Here is a 17,597-nt window from a genome sequence, read left to right on the forward strand (position 1 = left end):
ATTATTACAAAAGTGTAAGGTAAATGTAATCCAATTAAATATTTCTAAGTCTCCTCAAGATATAAAATGAGTATGAAAGATAATAACGAGAGGAGATTAAAAAATATGAAAAAACTAAATGCATTTCAATTAAAAATTATTGCACTTATAGTAATGCTAATGGATCATCTATATTTTTCATTTCCAGATGTTTTTCCAGTATGGTTTCATCCATTATCAAGATTTGTAGCACCATTATTTGCATTTTTAATGGTGGAGGGTTTATTTCATACAAGAAACAGATTAAAATATAACCTTAGACTATGGGGGTGGGCTATATTTATGCAGATGGGTAACGGTGTTATAAATATAGCTTTTTTATCAAAGAAGGTTAGTGTTCATAATAATATATTTATAACGCTAGCTCTAGGACTTACAATACTAAATTTATTTGAACTTAGAAAGAACTGTTATGGGATTAAGAAATGGGGATTATTAGTGTCATGCATAGGTCTTATTCTATTGGGAGTATGCGTAGAAGGTGGATTTAGTGTAATACCATTTATATTAATAACATATTTCTTTAGAGAAAATAAGAAAAAATCCATAATAGGATATTTAATATTGTCAGTAATATTATTTATAATGAACTATACACCATATGAGACACTTAAAATGACAATAAATATGATGATGTATAATTCTGATTTTTTATTTATTATGGTTGTTCCATTTATCTTTTTATATAATGGAGAAAGAGGCGTTAATAATAAATTTAGTAAGTATTTATTTTATGTTTTTTATCCATTACATTTATGGATATTAGCAATGATAGAATTTATTTCAAATTAATTATAGGTTATATAAAGTGTATAAGTAAAGAGGCTATTATATATAATTAATTAAATATAAATTTGATGTAAAAAACAGGAGCTTTCGCTCCTATTTTTTTTACTGATCTATTCTTGCTTTTGGTCCTTTTTTATTATTTTGCTTTCTGTATCCAATATTTGTATTATATTCATCTACACCAAGTTCATTTGCAGTTTCTAAATTCATATTTTCTATTTTCTCTGCAATTTTTTTATCCTGTTTATTAAACTGTTTGTTTTTACCAGCCATACAAACATCTCCTTTATATATAATCTAATTTATTTTATGTAAAGATCTTAATTTTAATCTAAGAAATTTGTGGATATAGGATAAGTAATGTATGAAATAGTATATGTACGATGTTTATGAAAATATATAAAATTAATAAGAGGAAAAAGAGAAAGTACTTTAAATTCCTAGTAGAAAAATATATCGTTAATGTTGAATTAGTTATATAAATTTTAGTTTGGAGAATTTATATAAAGGAAATATACTGTAATAAAAATGGATAAATTTTGAAAATTATAAATTATTAGAAGGGATTTACTTTTAATAATTGAATATTGACTTAACACAAATTTTATATTAAACGTATCATTTACATATTTTATACATATTATATAATTTATAGAAACCTTTTTACTAAAATCAATGTGTTGTAAGAAACTAATATTTCTATATGTGAATACTTGCTACATAATATGAGAGTCTTTAGGTTTATAAAAGTTACATAAGAGAGGTGATGCCATGGACATACAAGCTTTAAAAATTATAGCACTATCTTTTACGGTATGCTTTGTTATGCTCGTCCTAGCATTGACCACAGGTTATTTAAAAGTTAAAATCAAATACAAAAATTTAGATTTTGAAATTGACAGAAAAAAAGACGAGAATATTTCGTCTGATCATAATCAGCCAATCGACAAATAAAATTTAACTTTTGGCCTAAAGACTCTCGCCATAATTATAAAATAAATATAGTACTATTATTACATAAAATAATGTATATCATATTTTTTAGGAGGAAAAATAAAATGATACATTTATTAACATATTTTTCACTTTATACTGGATTGGGAGTATCTTGGTTTTGTATATTATGCGTTTTATTTAATACTAATTTAAAATTAAAATTTGGCGATTTAGAAATAGAGTTAGAAGGGAAACTTTCCAAATAGTTATCTTTTTTATTATACATTGAAACAATTCATGTGATTGGGTTAATGAAAAAATGATGTCAGTATTTGTATGTTATGTTGAATTTAAGAAAATTATATGATATAATTTTTAAAAAGGGGAGCTTGTAAACTCAGGCTGAGAGGAAGTTTATACTTCGACCCATAACTTGATTCGGATAATGCCGGTGTAAGGAAATATTTAATTTATGCTATGTGTTTATAGATTTTATGAGTATAAATGGGATATCCCTTATTGGGCGTATCCTATTTTTTATGTCTAAACAAGTTTTAATAAGCAAAGGGGGAGCGCCCTGTGCTTTGATGATAAATACAACTAAATAGCGAGGGAACTTGTGTTTCAAGGTGAGAGGAAGCTTTTGAGCTTCGACCGACTAGTATGGCTTATGTCATATAGGAAATTGCTATTTAGTTACGCTAAAAGTATACCTCAATAATGGTATTTATTTCCCATATGACATATTGGAAAAATAAATATTGTTAAGGAGGTTTTTTATTATGGAAAAAAACGCAAAATTATTAAGGCAACTTGTGTTGGCAATGATGGTGTCAATGGGAGTTGTGATTTCACCAATTCTTCGTATTGAAGGAATGTGTCCTATGGCACATTTTATTAACATCGTATGTTCTGTTATTCTTGGGCCTTGGTATTCATTGCTTTGTGCTGCACTTATTGGTGTGATAAGAATGTTTTTCATGGGTATTCCACCTTTAGCTTTAACTGGAGCAGTTTTTGGAGCAGTTTTATCTGGAATTTTATACAGAGTATCTAAAGGAAATTTGATTTGTGCGATTATAGGTGAGGTTATAGGAACTGGTATTATAGGAGCTATAGTTTCATATCCTATTATGGCATTTGTTTTGGGAAGAACAGGGCTTACATGGATGTTCTATGTTCCTTCATTTATCATGGGGACACTTATAGGAGGAACAATTGCGTTCTTTTTTCTGACAGCATTAAGAAGAACAGGTATGCTTGCAAAAATTCAGAGACGTTTGGGGGGAAGAGTTTATGACAAATCAAGAAATTACAATAAACAACTTATTGCAAATAAAACAGAGTATTAAATTAAAAAAACCTCTTATCCACTGTATTACAAATCCCATTTCAATAAATGACTGTGCAAATATGGTTCTTGCTGTTGGTGCAAAACCCATTATGGCTGAGCATCCTTTAGAGGTTTCTGAAATTACTCGTGTTTCTAAATCACTTGGGGTTAACCTTGGGAATATAACGGACAACAGAATGGAATCTATGTTGATTTCAGGTAAAGTAGCCTTTGAAAATAAAATTCCACAAGTAATTGACCTTGTAGGTGTGGGCTGCAGTAAACTTCGCTTAAATTATGCAAAAAAATTTATTTCAGAATGTAATCCAAGTGTTATCAAGGGCAATATGTCTGAAATAAAAGCAGTATGCGGGATGAAAAGCAATTCAAAAGGAATTGATGTTGGAGCATGTGATATTGTAACAGAGCAAAATTCTGATGAAAGTATAGAAATGATGAAGGCATTGTCTTTAAGAACGGGTGCTGTTGTTGTAGCAACAGGAGTAATAGATATAATAACAGATGGTAATAATACATATTTAATAACAAATGGTTGTGAAATGCTTTCGATGATAACTGGGACAGGTTGTATGCTTACTGCGCTTATAGCAAGTTATATTTCTTATGGAAATATACTGGATGGAACTGTTCTTGCTACAACTCTTATGGGAATATGTGGTGAACTTTCTCAGCATGTTAAGGGAACTGGAAGTTTTAGAACAGAGCTTATAGACAATATGTTTAGTATTTCTGATGATATGATAATAAAAAAAATACAATATAAATTAAAATGAAAAGATAAACCATAACCCCTGCTTAATTTAAGTAGGGGATTTTTGAATTATAAGTGTTTTAAAATCACGGATTTTATTATGAGTATCACATACTTTAAGGTTCTTCTATAAACAAGAAAATTGCAAATTTATATATTATATGTAAATATGATACAATTACATATAATATATAAATTTTCCTAATGTGTAAAGGTGCTAATATTATAATAAAATAAATATTGAAAGGAATTTTGATTATGAAAAAAGAAAAGCTTTATTTATATGATATAGATTGTAGTTATCCTGATTCTACATTTGAATTTACAGAAAATGGACAACTATATTTTTACTATGAAGATAAAAAAGGTGAAGTACTAATAAACGATGTTAAAACGATTGAAATAAAAAATGAAGATGATAGAATTGAAATTAGTATAGATAATAAAGAAATATTATATATACCAAATACAATTTTACTACGAGTAACTGATAATAAGATATTTATACATACTTCAATATCATGTGATATGATGATGAAATATAAAAAGCAACAGGATATACTAGAAATATTAAAATACGTTAATGACATATATGATGAAGAAACTCTGGAGAAGAAAACTGATGAGGAAATGTTAAAAATTAAAAGAAAAGTTAAGCAGATTAAATATATATTTGATGAACTTAGAAATTTATAATATTAAAAATAGTGTTTACATTATTTATAAATGAATACGATTAAATTATACAAATGTAGGTTTTAATCTTTTAAAATTTTATTATCATAAAAATTGTATGTAAGTTGAGTATGCGTTGATAGATATTTAAATGCAAAAAGTATTTCTTGGGAAATAATATATAAATGCTTATTGATATAATTTATATAGATAGAACAAAAAAGTTATACAAGGATTTTTTATATTGACAATTTCTATACATATGATAATATAAAGAAGCTAATATATTTTATATTTAAGAATAAAAATTGAATGAATTTATATAACTTCGTATAACTCCATTAATATGGTATGGGGGTATCTACCGGGGACCAATAATTCCTGCTTACGAAGAGAATATGTCATGCATATTTTCTTTGTAAGTGGGATTTTTTTATATCTATTATTTGAAAACAATTTGAGAGGAGAACAGAAATATGAGAAAAGGAAAATTTATTAACACTTATTCAAAAATAAAATTTTGGCCTTTAGATCCAAGAATTGAAGAAATTAAAACTGTAGATATTGCACATGCACTGTCGATGTTATGTAGAGCAAATGGACATTGTTGTCATTTTTATAGTGTGGCTCAGCATTCTATCAACTGTGCTTATGAAGCAAAAAATAGAGGATTATCTGAAAAAATTCAGCTTGCATGTTTAATTCATGATGCATCAGAAGCATATATTTCGGATATTACAAGACCAGTTAAATATCTACTAAATGAATATTTAGAAATCGAAGAAAATTTACAAAAGGTGATACACAACGCATATGATATAGATGATTTAACACAAGAGGATATGCTACTGGTAAAAGAAATTGATGATGCAATGCTTAACTATGAAATGGAAGTACTTTTAGATAATTATGGGATTAATAATCTTACTTTAACAAAAGAATATGATATTTCCTTTAGAATGATGGAAGAAGTGGAGAAAGAATTTATTGATACTGTCAATCAATTAATTAAAAACATCTAGCCAATGTAATATATCCAACATATTTTATGGAAAATATTATATAATGAAATATGTTACTTAAGTAAACGTATCATAAAAATACTATGGAGGTGTTATCATGAAAACTATACAGAACCCTTGTATTAAACTTAAGGAGACTATCAATCATGAGGATTATGAATTAATCAATAAGCTTCAAGAAGAATGTATTAAGGAAGATCAAATCGCTTTAAAACTAGAGCTTGATTATAAACTTGGAATTACTTCTGAAAGTAGTAAAATCTGTAGTATTCAAAAGATAAATGAATTTATGTACTTTGATGGGCAACAGATTATTGGATATATTGGGATTTGCAGGTTTGGAGGGGATAGATCACCAATAGAAGTTAATGGCATGGTACATCCTGAATATAGACGACAAGGTGTTTTTAAGATATTAAGCGAATTAGTTATAGGAGAGTGGAAGCGAAGAAATTCAGATAGTATGCTTCTACTAAGTGACAGAAAGTCAAACTCTGGGCAGCAATTTATCAAAGAAACTGGAGCACAGTACAAACATTCAGAATATGAAATGTATTTGAAAGAAGATAATGTGAAATCACTTAAAAGGCAGTTGTGTGGGATTACTTTTAGAAAAGCTACCAATGAAGATGCTCTTGAAATTAATCGACAAAATAAGATTTACTTTAACGATGAATTTCAAGATTGTCAAGATACTCAAAATGATAATAATCTAGAGAGTACCTTAGAAAAATCGAAAACAATCATTTCAAATGAAGATATGATACTACCACAAGAAGAAGAAAAAAAGGGTATGACAATTTATATTGCAGAAAAAGACCAAAAAATCATTGGAAAAGTGCATCTTCAATTGACTTGTGAAATTGGTGGTATTTATGGTCTCGGTGTATTACCTGAATATCGTAGAAAAGGGTTTGGACGAGAAATTCTAATGATGGCTATACAAAAGTTAAAAGAATTGAAGGTGAGTGGTGTTATGCTTCAAGTGGCTGCTGAAAATTCTAATGCTCTTAATCTTTATAAGTCTTGCGGCTTCATAGAGACATCAACAATGGATTATTATGAAATCAAACAATAAGTCGCCAGTCCGATGGCTTAAATTGTAATATATACATAATCAATAATGAAATATTTTTATGTATTAAGTTGAAGTAAATATTTTGAATTTGTATCTTAATTTAAAAAAGTGTTACAATAAAAATAAATAATCTGAAAATATGAGGTGATAATATGGACTTGCAAAAGGTAAGAAAATATTTTTTAAGTAAACCACATACTGTGGAAGATATTCCATTTCGTATACCTGTTCCCGTTTTCAAGGTGGCAGATAAGATGTTTGGCTTGATTAATATTCATGAGCCTGATAGAGAAAGTATTAATTTAAAATACCCAAAGGATAAAATATATGATTTGAGATCAGCTTTTGATGAAATTCAACCAGGATACCATATGAATAAGGATAATTGGAATACAGTATATTTAGATGGACAATTGGACGAGGATTTTATTTTTGAATTGATTGATATATCGTATGATTTGGTATTTAAATCATTAACAAAAAAGAAACAAAAAGAAATGTCAGAAATAGTGGTTAAATCTTTGTAATAACTATACGTTTATGTATATGTGGAGATTAAAAGAGATGGGAGATGGTGATAAAAGTTTGGATACATACTGTGAAATTACATCTTGATAGTTATTCAATTCAAGAAGTACTTCCAATTTTAGTTTATTCGAGAAGGTAGCAAAGGATGATATTAATATTGTGAACTAACTAAAGTTTATGAAACAGGAGGAAAATAATGAAATTCAAAAAAATAATGATAATTGCAATCATAATGCTAATTTCATTTGCATCCGTTGGAAAAATGAGCTTTGCACAGCTTAAAGTTATAGGCAGTTATTCTAAATCTGAAAGGGAGGTTCTTTTTAATCCAGGACGTGGCAGTGTATATTTAAGCGCATATGAAGTAAAGGGCAAAGACGGTCCTTTCATATGTATTGACGATTTGCAGGCACTCAATTTCACAAAAAAATGGAACGCCAAAAAGCGCCAGACAAGTTTTGACCTTAAAGTACATGAGTACCACTCAGATGAAATACTAGATTTTGAAGTAGACGGGAAGATACTCCAAAAGAACAAAGACTACCTACAAAAAAATAAAAATCTATACAAAACTGATGTTAAGATATTTGTAAATGGAAGACAGGTGGAAAGCTATAATACTGACGGATATTCGCTTGTAAGTGTTAAAAGTCTTAAAAATATAGGTTTGGATAATTTTTTTATTTGGGACAATAGATTGAACATTAGTGGAAAACTTTATCCGATGGTAAGTGATTTTGGGGTTGGCCTTGTAGATATTCACGGCAATCTCATAGTTAAGCCAAACTATGATTCGATAGAGTTCTTTGGAGGAAATAATGACAGATACCTTGTTAAAAAAGACGGCAGATTTATGATAATAGACTCTAAAAATCAATTAATAGCAGATCTTTCATCATACAATTTTTCACCACGGTCTTATGCCTATTCTACAGAGAGGGGTTTAGTGATAATAAGTGATCCTGAAAACAACAGGATGGAACTTTTTAATTCGAGTGGAGACAGTGTAATGTCAGAAGATGAATACAAGGATTTTTATTTCGTGGGAGATAAGTATGTAGTAGGCCAAAAAATTGATGGTTCAAGACATATTTTCTTGATTGAAAATGAAAAGTTAACTCTGTTTACAGTGCTTCAAAAACCAGAAAAAGATTACTATAGAATTTCTGGCATCTTCGCTGATATGATCTTTGAAGGGACTGACTACGGCTGTCCTATCAATATATATGATTCAAAAGGCAAAAAGATTCAAAATCCTGGTTATTCATATATATATCCATTCAACGGAAACTATGCAGTTGCATGGCTTCCAAGTAAACGTTTCACATTGGTGGACAAGGAACTTAACAGGGTCACAGATATGGACTTTAAAGATGTTTCAAAAGTGGAAAATAATCTTTTCATATTCTTAAAGGATATAGATTATGATGGCGGTCGTAGCAGTACAACTGGACTTGATGGAGCACTGTTTGGAATAGGGAGCCTAGGTGATGGAATAATAGTTCCTGCAGAGTACAAAAAGCTTAAAATTTATAATAATCTAATAAGGTTTTCAAAAGAAGGAGAGCTTTATGGAGTTATGGATAAATATGAAAATATAATATTAAAAGAAGAGTTTGATTCAATTCAAGTAATAGAAGATAAAATATACGCACTAAAAGGAGAAAATCTATTTACTTATTCGCTTGATGGAATACTTAAAAACCAAGAAAAGTTTTCCGGGAAGGTTGAACTTAGAGATTCCATAAAAAATTATGGCCAGTTCGTATCGGATACAATTCATTACGATTATCCTAAAGATCTTCCTAAAAGTGTATGGGATGATTACAGAGATGGCCTCTTTACACAAGGAGATATAGACTTTTTTGAAGAAAACAACTACAGTAATCCAGAAACTCACTATGGATTTTCTACAGTGAAATACATGGTTACTAAAAAAGGCATAAGAATTCCATACTGTATAACTACAAGGGGAATGGTAGCACCGCCTCCAGATAATTTCTTCCCAACTTATTTAGAAAAATAGAATCAAAAAAGACCTAATCTTTTTAAGCAGATTAGGTCTTTTTTCAAAGCCGTTACTTTTAATTTAGTTATGGCATTCATGTTCATGGCAAGAATCACCAGAATCAGAAACAATACCTTCAAGCCAATTCAGTGCAACAGTCTTAAGATCTCCAGAACATCCGCGTATTACTTCAATACCACAATTGTTTAACACACGTACGGCACCATCACCCATATTACCTGCAAGCATAATTGATACACCTATATCTGATAAAATCTGTGCGATATTTGATTTGCAACCACAGCCTTCTGGTGATGAAATAGTTTCTTCAGAAAGTATCTCCTTGTTATCCTTGTCAACTGTAAAAATAGTAAAGTATTCGCAGTGACCAAAATGATCGTCTATAAGATTTTGTCTAGATGGTAATGCAATTTTCATATAATTATTCCTCCTATAAAATAGTTAAATTAGCATGACGCACTTGTACAATTATTGGCATATGCTCTTTTATAAAAGAATATATAAGTATAAGATATATGTCAAGAGTTAAATAGCTAATTTTGGTCATTTTAGAAAAAATATGTCATTTAATGATGATTTTATATAAGAAAAAGAATTTTTAAATTTAAGTATCAAAGAAGAATTTGCTGCTTATTTAGTGTCTGTTTGGAAAATTGGATAAGATATATAACGTTATATTTACATAAGTGGAGATTAAGAGAAGAATGTATTAGCATAATAAAACAGATATTATTACATATAATAAATCTAATAAATCTAATAATTAAAAATTAGATATAGAGGAGTGATATTTATGGCAAATAAGAAAGTTGTTCCTGAAGCAAGGGCTGCACTTAATCAAATGAAACTCGAAGTAGCTAATGAATTAGGTTTGTCCAATTCTAATAATGAAGATAAAGGAAACTTAAGTGGTTATGTTGGGGGACATATGACTAAAAAGTTAGTTGAAATGGCAAAAAAACAAATGATTGAAAAATAATATATTTATATTAAAGTAAAGAGCCATGGCTATAAGAATAATATGGGTGAAATCTTTTTAAACAATAAAAATCTTTACTAAACCTGCTTAATAGACATGATAAATAGTCTATTTATGTGGGTTTATTTTTTTAATAAATAAATCTTTTGGTATTAGTTACCGTAGTTTTCTTCAGCAGCCTGTGCAATTGCTTTTGTTTCATGAACTGTACCATATGGATGTTCAGGGGGTGCATAGATAGCATATAATTTAAGTGGTTTATTACCTGTATTGATTACATTGTGCCATTTACCAGCAGGTATCATGATAGCAAAGTCATCATATACTTTTTTCTGATAATCTAACTTATCTTTTTTATCACCCATTTGAACAAGTCCTTGGCCTTCTTCAATACGTATGAATTGATCACCTTTAGGATGAACTTCTAAACCTATCTCATCCCCAGGATCGATGCTCATCAAGGTAACTTGCAAATTGTCTCCTGTCCATAAAGCGGTACGATAAGTATTGTTTTGCTTAGTAGCTTTTTCAATATCAATCACAAATGGTTCTGGTCCATAATCTTTCAATTTAGTAAATTGCTTTGAAAAGTTTGGGTTATACATTTTATAGTTAACACAGTAAGGGTATGGATGCATTTTATAAATATTATGCATATTGTGTAAGTTATACATAGGTGTGTTAATGTAGTGATGACATAGGTATGGATTATAAATATTATACATTCTACTTGCTCCTTTCATATCAGTATAAATTATCATATGCTTATAATTAGAGAATGTGATTGTATTGAAAGAAATGCATCAAAAATGTAATAAAGTATAAGGAAAGATTTAGATATAGATAAGGTGCGATGTTTATCTTATAAAAAAAACTAATTTAGATAGAGTAAGACTCTATCTAAATTAGTTTTTTATCTTGCTATTATGAAACTCTTTATTTTAAATAAAAATCTATCCAATACAAGACTTATTGTAATAAATTGAACAGGAATCATAATTATAGTTTTAATTATGCGAGTAGGAAGTAATGCTATATATCCTTTACCCATAAGTATTGATAGCCACAAAGTATCTAGACCTAAGTTAAGCAAAATACAGACTATTAAAACTGATATAAATAGTCTTTTATGTGACTTAGGCTTGTTGTGAAGTAAAATACCATAAGTAAATCCTGTAAGAAATGCAGTTAATGTAAAACCAGGAAAATAAGTTCCAGTTGGGAATAAAATAAATCCAATAAGGTCTGCTATAGCAGCTGCAATTCCTCCTATCCAAGGTCCATACAATATTGAAGTTAGAGCTAGTGGTAAAAAACCAAAACCTATTCTAACTATTGGGGTATGAATGGACATAAACCTTGTTAATATAACTTGTAAGGCTATTAAAAGTCCAAGTTCAGTGATTATCTTTGCATTAAGTTTTTTATTTTCTTGATTACTCATAAAATCACCCTATTCATTAGTAATTGTGTGCATTTGCACATGAAAAAAATGGAATAATTAAATAAATATGTAAGAAGTTTGTAATGAAATTATAACATAATTACATTGGCTTGTCAAAAAAATATCAAATTGATATTTTTAATTAATCTTGAAATATTCTTTTTATTATATTTTAAACTTATAGTTAGGTCAATTATTTTTTATACATTTTAAAATCTGACTTATTAGAAACTGAAGAGATAAATATATTGGAGTTACTAAAAAGCTGTTAGAATTTAAAAGAGTTTAAATCTAAAGAGAATATATGGTATCAAAAACATCATATTGTATAATATTTTTGTATATATAGCTAATAGATATTGAAAGTTATTCTCAATTATGGTATATTTTGGTTAGGAATAACTAAAATATATAAGGGGGTTAATACATGTGAAGAATCAAATTAAAGATTTTTTGTATGAAGATCAATCAAGTAAATATATAAAGAAAGAACTTAAAATTGATTGTTCAGGGTTTGATCTAAATAATTTGGGAATAGAATTATGTGAAAACATATTCAATTATGACTATGTAATGTATGAAAGGGGAGATGAGATATCCATTGGGATTGGGAAAAAGGTTGATGTCATTTCTATGCCCAATCAAATAATGCTTAAAAAACAAGATAAAACAATAAAAGTAGATATGAAGGATATAAATGAAGACCTTCACAGTGTTTTCAAGTGTATTCCTTTTGACAATTGGAGAGTATATGGAATTGCAAGATTTGGGTTAGCATATCATAATTACAAAATACCTTTAAAACATGAAAATCCTAAAATCTTAGAACTATTTATTCCTGAAATAGATATTAGGTTAAAAGATTATTATGCTTCAATAAAAGCTTTTGATCAAAAGTATATTAATATTGCTGTAGAAGCTATTCAAAATTTTGAACAAAGACAAGCTTGTATATTAAATGAAAAAGAAAAGAATAAATGCATTTTAGACACTTCACTTAAGGAACAAAAAGCTAAAGAGTATGAGGATATGGTTGCAACAGCAGTTGAAGATATAGACAGTGAAAAATACCAAAAGGTTATTATTTCTCGTAAAGTTCAAGTTGATAAAAAAATTAGTATGCCTAAAAGTTATCTTTTAGGAAGAAAAGTAAATACACCAGCTAGATCGTATTGTCTTAAAATAGATGGACTTCGAGTAATTGGATATAGTCCTGAAACAGTAGCTGAGATAGATAGGCATAAAACTGTTTTTACATTCCCTTTAGCAGGTACTAGAGCAATAGAAGAGAGTAAAATTGAAACAGAGAAATTAAGACAAGAATTATTAGCAGATCCAAAAGAAATTGCAGAACATGCAGTGTCTGTAAAATTAGCTTATGAGGAATTAGAAAAAGTTTGCAAAGAAAAGAGTGTTTATGTAACTGAGTTTATGGATGTGTTGGAACGTGGAACAGTTCAACATTTAGCATCACGATTGAAAGGAGAAATATCAGATGGTTTAAACGAATGGCATGCATTTAATATGCTATTCCCAGCAGTTACAGCATCTGGAATTCCTAAGAGAGAATGCTTAGAAGCTATTAGTAGAATAGAAACTGACTCAAGAGATTTATATAGTGGAAGTGTACTTACATATGATCAAGATGGTTCTCTAGATGCAGCTTTAGTACTTAGATCCGTATATCAAGATGATCAAACAACATGGTTGAGAGCAGGAGCGGGCATTGTTAAATTATCAAAGCCAGAGAGAGAATTAGAAGAAACTAGAGAAAAATTAAGTAGTGTATCTCGACAGTTAATTGAATGTTAGGTCAGGAGGACGGCACATATGTATATGCAAGTAAGAAATAAAACAGATTTTAATTCAGTAAAAAGCTTTTTAAAAGAAAAAAATATTTTTTTTAACACCACTGAAACGGTTTCTAATTTTATTTTAAATGTTAGTGATAATGCTTTAGAAAGAACTCATGTGGATTATTTGATGGAAGAGCTAAATGCAGAAAAAATTTTTTTGGATAATGGATATTTGTCAACAAAAGCATTTAAAGATAAAACGCATATAAAAGTAGGTAATGTTACTTTTGGAGAGGACAAGCCTGTGTTTATATCTGGACCGTGTTGCATTGAATCGCAAGAACAACTTATAAAGACTGCTGTAGAGGTAAAAAAATCAGGTGCTCATGTTCTTCGTGGGGGAGCTTATAAACCACGAACATCTCCTTATGATTTTCAAGGAATTGGTAAGGAAGGACTAAAAATTTTATTCGAAGCAAAAAAAATAACTGGATTACCTATTATTAGTGAACTAATGGATATTGATTCATTAGATAGTTTTATAGAATATGTAGATATTATTCAAATAGGTGCAAGAAATATGCAGAATTTTCCTTTGTTAAAAACATTGGGGAAAATACAAAAACCCATATTATTAAAACGAGGATTATCGTCAACTGTTAAAGAATTGCTTCTTTGCGCAGAATATATTATTTTGCAAGGAAATGAACAGGTTATGCTGTGTGAAAGAGGAATTAGAACTTTTGAAACTTATACAAGGAATACAATGGATATTTCTGCAATAACTTTGTTAAAAGAACTATCTCATTTACCAGTTATTGCAGATCCGAGTCATGCAACGGGGGTAAGAAATTTAATTAAACCAATGACATATGCTTCGATTGCTGCTGGAGCAGATGGGGTTATGATTGAATCTCATATAAAACCTGATACAGCTCTTTGTGATGGTAAGCAATCTATTTATCCAAATGAGTTAAAGAGTATTATTGAAAAATCCAATCAGATACGTTCTGTTATAAGGTAAAATAAGAAAATGTGAAGGGGTGATTGGATGATTGATAAAGATTGGTTCGTACATTCAGGTGAATACAAGAGAAAGAGAAAAAGGCTATTTCTATTTCCATATGCAGGAGGAGGGGCCTCAGTCTTTAGAAGTTGGCAGAGTAAATTTGAAGATGTTGAATTAATATGTGCTCAGTATCCAGGAAGAGAAAATAGAATGAATGAAAAACCAATAAATGATTTTGAAAAATTACTAACAAATATTTACCAATCGATACTTCCTCTGATTAGCGACGGTGTTCCATATTATTTTTTTGGACATAGTTTAGGAACAAAAATTGTATATGAATTAACGTTAAAACTCCAAAAACAAAACCACCAACTACCTAAAGGGATTATTGTATCAGCTGGAAGGGCTCCGTGCTATAAAGAAAAAAATCCTATTTATCATTTGGAAAATGCTGAATTTTTACAAGAGTTAGGTAGATTTTCTGGAACACCTAACGAAATATTATCAAATATAGAAGTAATGGAATTATTCATTCCTATGTTAAAGGCAGACTTTCAGTTGGATGAAAAATATATTAATACACAAATAATACCAGTAGAAATACCTATTCTTGGATTAAAAGGAACTAAGGATAAAGAAGTGTTAACAGAAGAAGTATATAAATGGCAAGAGTACACAACAGAAAATTTTGATTGTAAAACTGTAGAGGGAGGACATATGTTTGTAAATACAAATTATGAACAGGTGATAAATCATATTATGGAGTTTATGGAAAAGTGAGCACTTGCTTGCAAGAAGAATGGGTTATAAAAAATGGGAGAAAAGTGTTATGTGTATATATAAGTCAAATAGAGGAGTTAAATCCACATAAGTGGTTTGAATATATAAAAAATAGGGATGTGTTGATTGTAATAGTTAATAGCAGTAGTTTTAAGGATTTAGATAATATTAATGATTATCTTACTGATAATGAGCAATTAAAAAGAGATGGTTTTAGACAAACAAAAGATAAAAATTGTTTTGCTGTTTCTCATGGCATTGTTAATTATTTATATTCACATTGGATAGGCTGTAAAGTAGCAAAATTACCTTTTAGAAAAGGTATTTTTTTAAAACCATACATTGATAATGATTATCGAATTCAATATAATATTACCCATTCTATGAATCGAGTAGGACTTGTGTTTTCTACATTACCTGTAGGTATTGATATAGAGTGTGTAGTGCCGACAATTGATTACAAATCTATTATTAAGGAATGTTTTCATAAAGAAGAACAGTTTTTAATGGAAGAGGATGTAATAGATTTTTATAAAGTTTGGGTAGCTAAGGAAGCATATTTAAAACTAAAAGGATATGGGCTTAACAGGGTGTTGAATTCATTTTATATGTCAAAATTAATAGAAAATAAAATGACTTTAATAGATGATTATAACAATAGAGAAGAAGATGCGTATATATTTGAAATTTGTTCTGAATATATAGGAGCCTTATGTATTGAATAAAATCAAGAAATTATTGGGATGAGAATACAGAAAGGAGAAAAAATTAATGGAAAAGATTATAAACTATCTTGAAGATCAGTATAATAGCAAAGCTTGGGAAAAGAGTACTTTGGGAGAAGCTTTAGATCATTGGGCAAAAAATTATGGTGATAGTATTGCGATTATAGATAATGATAAATCGTATACTTATAAAACCTTATTAAAAGATGCACAAGCTTATGCTATGGGTTTTTTAAAACAGGGTTATAAAAAAGGAGATAAAATTGTATTACAACTGTCTAATTGTTATGACTTTGTAGCTATCGCTTTTGGAATGTTTAAAGTTGGAATCGTTCCAATTATGGCTTTACCAGCCCATAGGGCAATAGAGCTAAAAGGTATATTTGAACTATCACAGGCAGTTGCATATATTATTCAAGATCGATATCTTGGCTATGATTATAGAGAATTAGCTAGAGAAATAAAGAAAGATTCGTCCTCACTTAAGGATATATTTGTAATTGGAGATAACGAAGAATTTAAATCTGTTAAAAATCTTAAAGTTAAAAGCGAGAAACCTTTTATTCTTCCACAGATAGATCATAGAGAATTAGCATTACTATTATTATCAGGTGGAACAACAGGAATACCAAAATTAATTCCAAGACGCCATACGGATTATTTATATGTTGGAAAAATGACAGCTAAAAGATGCCAGATGACTGATAAATCTATATATTTGGCAGCATTACCTATTGCTCATAATTTTCCTCTTGGCTGCCCAGGATTGATAGGAACATTGAATGTAGGAGGAAAAGTGGTTATGTGCCAAACCACGAGTCCAGATGAAATTATACCATTGATTGAGGAACAAAAAGTAACGATTACAGGTTTAGTTCCTGCCATGGCTGTAATGTGCATGGAGTTTATTAATTACGATGATTCTTATGATATATCAAGTTTAAAAGTGTTACAAATTGGAGGTTCGGTACTAGATTCTATAACAGCAGAAAAAATAGAAAATGTTTTTGGTTGCAAATTACAGCAAATATTTGGTATTGCAGAAGGACTAATTTGTTGTACAGCCCTAGATGACCCAGATGAAACTGTCTATAATTGCCAAGGTAAACCAATTAGTGAGATGGATGAAGTTATTATTGTAGATGAAAATGAAAATGAAGTTGAAACTGGAGGTTACGGAGAGTTAATTGTAAGAGGACCGTACACAATATTTGGATATTATAACTTACCTGAAATTAATAAAGAACAAGTATCAGCTAATGGATATTTTCGAACAGGAGACAAAGCTAGAAAGCTTGAAAATGGCAATTATCAAGTGGCTGGAAGAATGAAAGAGTTAATTAACAGAGCGGGTGAAAAAATAACTCCATCTGAACTTGAAGAAACATTATTAAAACATGACAGGATAAGAGAAGCTCAAGTTGTTGGGATTAGGGATAAAGAGTTAGGAGAGAGAATATGCGCCTTTCTCTTAAAAAATAATGTTACATTATCTTTAGATCAAGTGAGAGTATTTTTATCTCAACGAGGAATGGCAACTTTTAAATTACCAGATCAGCTCATTTATGTTGAAAGTTGGCCGTTAACTAGTGTTGGAAAAATAAATAAAAAACAGTTAAAGATAATTGCTGAGCATAAAATAAGTTAGATGTGGGGGAAC

General features: G+C 29.3%; 18 protein-coding genes and 2 riboswitches. Of the genes, 14 read left to right on the top strand and 4 right to left on the bottom strand.

The features are described from left to right. Positions 1-105: 105 nt before the first annotated feature. Complete coding sequence (locus P4S50_RS07050; protein ID WP_277734018.1) at positions 106-831, top strand: TraX family protein; 726 nt, start codon at positions 106-108, stop codon at positions 829-831. A 99-nt stretch (positions 832-930) separates the two neighbouring features. On the opposite strand, the gene P4S50_RS07055 is transcribed toward P4S50_RS07050, so the two are convergent. Beyond that, a complete protein-coding gene (locus P4S50_RS07055) occupies positions 931-1,101 on the bottom strand; it encodes a hypothetical protein (protein WP_277734019.1) in 171 nt (56 codons plus the stop codon). A 1,034-nt stretch (positions 1,102-2,135) separates the two neighbouring features. Continuing rightward, a riboswitch (TPP riboswitch) is annotated at positions 2,136-2,243 on the top strand. Between the two features lie 303 nt (positions 2,244-2,546). Here P4S50_RS07055 and thiW point away from each other — a divergent pair. The 7 genes from thiW (at position 2,547) to P4S50_RS07090 (ending at position 9,198) form a co-directional block, all read left to right on the top strand. Then, positions 2,547-3,116, top strand: a complete 570-nt coding sequence (gene thiW, locus P4S50_RS07060; RefSeq protein ID WP_277734020.1) for an energy coupling factor transporter S component ThiW — start codon at positions 2,547-2,549, stop codon at positions 3,114-3,116. After that, positions 3,061-3,891 (top strand): hydroxyethylthiazole kinase, encoded by an 831-nt coding sequence (gene thiM, locus P4S50_RS07065; protein WP_331489711.1) that lies wholly within the window; start codon positions 3,061-3,063, stop codon positions 3,889-3,891. The genes thiW and thiM overlap by 56 nt, the downstream gene beginning before the upstream one ends. A 236-nt stretch (positions 3,892-4,127) precedes the next feature. Continuing rightward, a complete protein-coding gene (locus P4S50_RS07070) occupies positions 4,128-4,565 on the top strand; it encodes a hypothetical protein (protein WP_277734021.1) in 438 nt (145 codons plus the stop codon). A gap of 287 nt (positions 4,566-4,852) precedes the next feature. Next, a riboswitch (purine riboswitch) is annotated at positions 4,853-4,952 on the top strand. A gap of 68 nt (positions 4,953-5,020) precedes the next feature. Continuing rightward, positions 5,021-5,566 carry an HD domain-containing protein gene (locus P4S50_RS07075; RefSeq protein ID WP_277734022.1) on the top strand — a complete coding sequence of 182 codons (546 nt, stop codon included), beginning with the start codon at positions 5,021-5,023 and terminating at the stop codon, positions 5,564-5,566. A 97-nt stretch (positions 5,567-5,663) separates the two neighbouring features. Continuing rightward, positions 5,664-6,644 carry a GNAT family N-acetyltransferase gene (locus tag P4S50_RS07080; RefSeq protein WP_277734023.1) on the top strand — a complete coding sequence of 327 codons (981 nt, stop codon included), beginning with the start codon at positions 5,664-5,666 and terminating at the stop codon, positions 6,642-6,644. A 152-nt stretch (positions 6,645-6,796) separates the two neighbouring features. Next, complete coding sequence (locus P4S50_RS07085; protein ID WP_277734024.1) at positions 6,797-7,171, top strand: MmcQ/YjbR family DNA-binding protein; 375 nt, start codon at positions 6,797-6,799, stop codon at positions 7,169-7,171. Positions 7,172-7,368: 197 nt separating this feature from the next. Then, positions 7,369-9,198 (top strand): WG repeat-containing protein, encoded by a 1,830-nt coding sequence (locus P4S50_RS07090; protein ID WP_277734025.1) that lies wholly within the window; start codon positions 7,369-7,371, stop codon positions 9,196-9,198. 63 nt (positions 9,199-9,261) lie between these two features. Here the strand turns inward: P4S50_RS07090 and P4S50_RS07095 are convergent, their stop codons facing one another. Further along, the gene (locus P4S50_RS07095) at positions 9,262-9,618 is read right to left on the bottom strand and encodes a NifB/NifX family molybdenum-iron cluster-binding protein (protein WP_277734026.1); all 357 of its coding nucleotides are present in this window, start codon (positions 9,616-9,618) and stop codon (positions 9,262-9,264) included. 376 nt (positions 9,619-9,994) lie between these two features. Here P4S50_RS07095 and P4S50_RS07100 point away from each other — a divergent pair, with 376 nt between their 5' ends. Then, complete coding sequence (locus tag P4S50_RS07100) at positions 9,995-10,180, top strand: alpha/beta-type small acid-soluble spore protein (protein WP_277734027.1); 186 nt, start codon at positions 9,995-9,997, stop codon at positions 10,178-10,180. Positions 10,181-10,332: 152 nt separating this feature from the next. Here the strand turns inward: P4S50_RS07100 and P4S50_RS07105 are convergent, their stop codons facing one another. Both P4S50_RS07105 and P4S50_RS07110 read right to left on the bottom strand, forming a co-directional pair. After that, complete coding sequence (locus tag P4S50_RS07105) at positions 10,333-10,905, bottom strand: cupin domain-containing protein (protein WP_277734029.1); 573 nt, start codon at positions 10,903-10,905, stop codon at positions 10,333-10,335. Between the two features lie 188 nt (positions 10,906-11,093). Beyond that, positions 11,094-11,624: a folate family ECF transporter S component gene (locus P4S50_RS07110; protein ID WP_277734031.1), complete on the bottom strand. Its 531-nt coding sequence runs from the start codon at positions 11,622-11,624 to the stop codon at positions 11,094-11,096. A 429-nt stretch (positions 11,625-12,053) separates the two neighbouring features. Here P4S50_RS07110 and P4S50_RS07115 point away from each other — a divergent pair, with 429 nt between their 5' ends. From P4S50_RS07115 to P4S50_RS07135, 5 genes are read left to right on the top strand one after another with little or no spacing between them, the layout of a single operon-like run. Then, positions 12,054-13,436 (top strand): salicylate synthase, encoded by a 1,383-nt coding sequence (locus P4S50_RS07115; RefSeq protein ID WP_277734033.1) that lies wholly within the window; start codon positions 12,054-12,056, stop codon positions 13,434-13,436. Positions 13,437-13,454: 18 nt separating this feature from the next. Further along, the gene (gene aroF / locus P4S50_RS07120) at positions 13,455-14,444 is read left to right on the top strand and encodes a 3-deoxy-7-phosphoheptulonate synthase (protein WP_277734035.1); all 990 of its coding nucleotides are present in this window, start codon (positions 13,455-13,457) and stop codon (positions 14,442-14,444) included. A gap of 27 nt (positions 14,445-14,471) precedes the next feature. After that, positions 14,472-15,212: a thioesterase II family protein gene (locus tag P4S50_RS07125; RefSeq protein WP_277734037.1), complete on the top strand. Its 741-nt coding sequence runs from the start codon at positions 14,472-14,474 to the stop codon at positions 15,210-15,212. Next, positions 15,209-15,937 (top strand): 4'-phosphopantetheinyl transferase family protein, encoded by a 729-nt coding sequence (locus P4S50_RS07130; RefSeq protein ID WP_277734039.1) that lies wholly within the window; start codon positions 15,209-15,211, stop codon positions 15,935-15,937. The genes P4S50_RS07125 and P4S50_RS07130 overlap by 4 nt, the downstream gene beginning before the upstream one ends. 46 nt (positions 15,938-15,983) lie before the next feature. Then, positions 15,984-17,585, top strand: coding sequence for a (2,3-dihydroxybenzoyl)adenylate synthase (locus P4S50_RS07135; protein WP_277734041.1), 1,602 nt, complete (start codon positions 15,984-15,986; stop codon positions 17,583-17,585). Positions 17,586-17,597: the final 12 nt, after the last annotated feature.

It is taken from the genome of Tepidibacter hydrothermalis, from assembly GCF_029542625.1.
GTDB classification, from domain to species: Bacteria; Bacillota; Clostridia; order Peptostreptococcales; family Peptostreptococcaceae; genus Tepidibacter_A; species Tepidibacter_A hydrothermalis.